General features: G+C 53.6%; 4 protein-coding genes. All 4 read left to right on the forward strand.

Annotation, left to right across the window (positions count from 1 at the left end; all coding sequences use genetic code 11):
• Positions 1 to 699, forward strand: a 699-nt coding sequence (locus BEB54_RS27640) for a phage tail tip domain-containing protein (RefSeq protein WP_105282336.1), incomplete at its 5' end; no start/stop codon positions are given.
• Positions 700 to 765: 66 nt separating this feature from the next.
• Positions 766 to 1365: an Ail/Lom family outer membrane beta-barrel protein gene (locus tag BEB54_RS27645; RefSeq protein ID WP_001230379.1), complete on the forward strand. Its 600-nt coding sequence runs from the start codon at positions 766 to 768 to the stop codon at positions 1363 to 1365.
• 64 nt (positions 1366 to 1429) lie between these two features.
• The gene (locus BEB54_RS27650; RefSeq protein WP_045133724.1) at positions 1430 to 4456 is read left to right on the forward strand and encodes a phage tail protein; all 3027 of its coding nucleotides are present in this window, start codon (positions 1430 to 1432) and stop codon (positions 4454 to 4456) included.
• Positions 4456 to 5003, forward strand: a 548-nt coding sequence (locus tag BEB54_RS27655; RefSeq protein WP_105282337.1) for a tail fiber assembly protein, incomplete at its 3' end; no start/stop codon positions are given. The genes BEB54_RS27650 and BEB54_RS27655, both read left to right, overlap by 1 nt.

Here is a 5003-nt window from a genome sequence, read left to right on the forward strand (position 1 = left end):
CGTATCGCGTTTATTGACCCGGCAAACGGGAATGAAACGCCGATGTTTGTGGCGCAGGGCAACCAGATATTCATGAACGACGTGTTCCTGAAACGCCTGACGGCCCCCACCATTACCAGCGGTGGCAGTCCTCCGGTATTTTCCCTGACATCAGACGGAAAGCTGACCGCTAAAAATGCGGATATCAGTGGCAGTGTGAATGCGAACTCAGGGACGCTCAACAACGTCACGATTAATGAGAACTGTCAGATTAAGGGGAAACTGTCAGCCAACCAGATTGAAGGCGATATTGTCAAAACGGTCAGCAAGTCTTTCCCCCGCACGAACAGTTATGCCAGCGGCACCATCACGGTAAGAATCAGTGATGATCAGAAATTTGACCGGCAGGTCATGATACCGCCAGTGTTATTCCGCGGTGGTAAGCATGAGAATTTCAACAGTAATAACCAACAGTCATACTGGTATTCAACCTGCCGGTTAAGAGTGACCCGCAATGGTCAGGAGATTTTTAATCAGTCCACGACGGATGCTCAGGGCGTATTTTCCTCAGTTATAGATATGCCTGCCGGACAGGGGACACTGACACTGACATTCACCGTATCTTCATCAGGAGCGAATAACTGGACACCAACAACCAGTATCAGCGATCTGCTGGTTGTGGTGATGAAGAAATCCACAGCAGGTATCAGTATCAGCTGAATTTTATAACCCATAACGGGCGTCAGAAATGACGCCTTTTTTATTGCAGAAAAGCGAGAGGTAATTATGCGTAAACTTTATGCCGCCATTTTGTCCGCAGCCATTTGTCTGGCCGTATCCGGTGCGCCTGCATGGGCGTCTGAACATCAGTCCACGCTGAGCGCGGGGTATCTTCATGCCTCGACGAACGTTCCCGGCAGCGATGATCTGAACGGGATTAACGTGAAATACCGTTATGAGTTTACGGACACACTGGGGCTGGTGACGTCATTCAGCTATGCAGGAGACAAGAATCGCCAGCTGACCCGTTACAGCGATACCCGCTGGCATGAAGATTCCGTTCGTAACCGCTGGTTCAGCGTGATGGTGGGGCCGTCTGTGCGCGTGAATGAATGGTTCAGCGCGTATGCGATGGCGGGTGTGGCTTACAGCCGTGTGTCGACTTTCTCCGGGGATTATCTCCGCGTAACTGACAACAAGGGGAAAACGCACGACGTGCTGACCGGAAGTGATGACGGTCGCCACAGCAACACGTCTCTGGCGTGGGGGGCTGGCGTGCAGTTTAACCCGACCGAATCCGTGGCCATTGATATTGCTTATGAAGGCTCCGGCAGTGGTGACTGGCGCACTGACGGTTTCATCGTGGGTGTCGGTTATAAATTCTGATTAGCCAGGTAACACAGTGTTATGACAGCCCGCCGGTTCAGGCGGGCTTTTTTGTGGGGTGAATATGGCAGTAAAGATTTCAGGTGTACTGAAAGACGGCACAGGAAAACCGGTACAGAACTGCACAATCCAGCTGAAAGCAAAACGTAACAGCACCACGGTGGTGGTGAACACGCTGGCCTCAGAAAATCCGGATGAAGCCGGGCGTTACAGCATGGACGTTGAGTACGGTCAGTACAGCGTTATTCTGTTGGTGGAAGGATTCCCGCCGTCACATGCCGGGACCATCACCGTGTATGAAGATTCCCGACCCGGTACGCTGAATGATTTTCTCGGTGCCATGACGGAGGATGATGCCCGTCCTGAGGCACTGCGCCGTTTTGAACTGATGGTGGAAGAGGTAGCGCGTAACGCGTCCGTGGTGGCACAGAACACGGCAGCCGCGAAGAAGTCAGCCAGTGATGCCAGCACATCTGCCCGTGAGGCGGCAACCCATGCGACTGATGCTGCAGATTCAGCACGTGCAGCCAGCACGTCAGCCGGACAGGCCGCTTCGTCGGCTCAGTCAGCGTCTTCCAGCGCAGGAACGGCATCAACAAAGGCCACTGAAGCCTCAAAAAGTGCTGCCGCTGCAGAGTCCTCAAAAAGCGTGGCAGCTACCAGTGCCGGTGCGGCGAAAACGTCAGAAACGAATGCCGCAGCGTCAGAACAATCAGCCGCCACTTCTGCATCCACCGCGATCACGAAAGCGTCAGAAGCTGCCACCTCAGCCCGGGATGCGGCGGCCTCAAAAGAGGCAGCGAAATCATCAGAAACGAACGCATCCTTGAGCGCCAGTAGCGCAGCTTCCTCGGCAACGGCGGCAGGAAATTCCGCGAAGGCGGCAAAAACGTCCGAGACGAACGCCAGGTCTTCTGAGACGGCAGCGGGACAGAGCGCCTCAGCTGCGGCAGGCTCAAAAACAGCGGCTGCGTCGTCTGCCAGTGCCGCGTCAACAAGTGCCGGGCAGGCCTCAGCCAGTGCCACCGCCGCCGGAAAATCGGCAGAAAGCGCCGCATCATCCGCTTCAACAGCCACAACGAAGGCTGGCGAAGCCACTGAGCAGGCCACGGCAGCAGCGAGGTCAGCTTCCGCAGCGAAGACATCCGAAACGAACGCGAAAGCGTCGGAAACCCGTGCAGAATCCTCAAAAACGGCAGCGGCATCGTCCGCCAGTTCGGCGGCGTCATCGGCATCATCGGCGTCTGCTTCAAAAGATGAGGCGACCAGACAGGCGTCAGCAGCGAAGGGCAGCGCCACGACGGCATCCACAAAGGCGACAGAGGCAGCTGGTAGTGCGACGGCAGCAGCTCAGAGCAAAAGTACGGCGGAATCTGCAGCAACGCGCGCTGAGACAGCGGCAAAACGGGCAGAGGATATTGCATCCGCCGTGGCGCTTGAGGATGCGAGCACGACGAAAAAGGGGATAGTACAGCTCAGCAGTGCGACCAACAGCACTTCCGAGTCACTGGCGGCAACGCCAAAAGCAGTTAAGGCCGCGTATGACCTGGCTAACGGGAAATACACAGCACAGGATGCAACGACAGCACAGAAAGGGATAGTCCAACTAAGCAGCACGACCAACAGCACGTCTGAAACGCTGGCGGCAACGCCAAAGGCAGTAAAAGCAGCCAATGACAATGCTGAGAAACGTCTGCAGAAAGATCAGAACGGTGCGGATATCCCTGGCAAAGACACCTTTACGAAAAATATTGGTGCCTGCCGTGCCTTCGGTGGGTCAGTAAGCACAACAACAGGAAACTGGACGACTGCACAGTTTATCGAGTGGCTGGATTCTCAGGGAGCATTTAACCATCCATACTGGATGTGCAAGGGTTCCTGGTCTTATGGCAATAATAAAATCATTACTGATACTGGCTGCGGTAATATTCATCTCGCCGGAGCTGTCATTGAAGTAATGGGGATAAAGTCAGCGATGACGATCCGCATTACCACTCCGACCACATCCAGCGGTGGCGGAACAACCAACGCCCTGTTTACCTATATTAATCACGGAACAGATTATTCACCTGGCTGGCGAAGGGACTATAACTCCAGAAATAAGCCAACGGCATCAGAGATCGGGGCGCTACCGTCAGGTGGAACAGCAGTATCATCAGTTAATCTGGCTTCAAAAGGTCGGGTAGCCGCGCTGACAGACAATACGCAGGGGGCAGCAGGTCTTGAGTTATACGAGGTGTATAACAACGGATATCCAACAACGTATGGAAATATCATTCACCTGAAAGGGATGACAGCCGTTGGCGAAGGTGAGTTACTCATCGGCTGGAGTGGTACAAGCGGTGCTCATGCTCCGGCATTTATTCGTTCACGACGGGATACGACCGACGCAAACTGGTCGCCGTGGGCGCAGCTTTACACCTCGGCTCATCCTCCTGCAGAGTTTTATCCAGTCGGTGCACCAATCCCGTGGCCATCAGATACCGTTCCGTCTGGTTATGCCCTGATGCAGGGGCAGACTTTTGACAAATCTGCATACCCGAAACTTGCAGCCGCTTATCCGTCAGGCCTGATCCCTGATATGCGTAGCTGGACGATTAAGGGCAAACCTGCCAGTGGTCGGGCCGTATTGTCTCAGGAACAGGACGGCATTAAATCGCACACCCACAGCGCCAGCGCATCCAGTACGGATTTGGGGACGAAAACCACATCGTCGTTTGATTACGGCACTAAATCCACGAATAACACCGGGGCGCATACGCACAGTGTGAGCGGTACAGCCGCAAGTGCCGGAAACCATACTCATAGTGTCACAGGCGCATCAGCAGTCAGCCAGTGGTCACAAAATGGGTCAGTACATAAGGTAGTGTCTGCGGCCAGTGTGAATACAAGTGCTGCAGGAGCGCACACTCATAGTGTCAGCGGCACCGCTGCATCTGCAGGTGCACACGCACATACTGTCGGTATTGGTGCTCATACGCACTCGGTTGCGATTGGCTCACATGGACACACCATCACCGTTAACGCTGCTGGTAACGCGGAAAACACTGTCAAAAACATCGCATTTAACTATATTGTGAGGCTTGCATAATGGCATTCAGAATGAGTGAACAAGCACGGACCATAAAAATTTATAATCTGCTGGCCGGAACTAATGAATTTATTGGTGAAGGTGACGCATATATTCCGCCTCATACAGGTCTGCCAGCAAACAGTACCGATATTGCACCACCAGATATTCCTGCTGGCTTTGTGGCTGTTTTCAACAGTGATGAGGCATCGTGGCATCTCGTTGAAGACCATCGGGGTAAAACGGTTTATGACGTAGCGTCAGGGGACGCGTTATTTATTTCTGAACTCGGTCCGTTACCGGAAAATGTTACCTGGTTATCGCCGGAAGGGGAGTTTCAGAAGTGGAACGGCACAGCCTGGGTGAAAGATGCAGAAGCAGAAAAACTGTTCCGGATCCGAGAGGCGGAAGAAACAAAAAACAGCCTGATGCAGGTAGCCAGTGAGCATATTGCGCCACTTCAGGATGCTGTAGATCTGGAAATCGCAACGGAGGAAGAAACCTCATTGCTGGAAGCCTGGAAAAAGTATCGGGTGTTGCTGAACCGTGTTGATACATCAACTGCACC

Source organism: Escherichia sp. MOD1-EC6021 (assembly GCF_002965245.1).
Taxonomy (GTDB): domain Bacteria; phylum Pseudomonadota; class Gammaproteobacteria; order Enterobacterales; family Enterobacteriaceae; genus Escherichia; species Escherichia coli_F.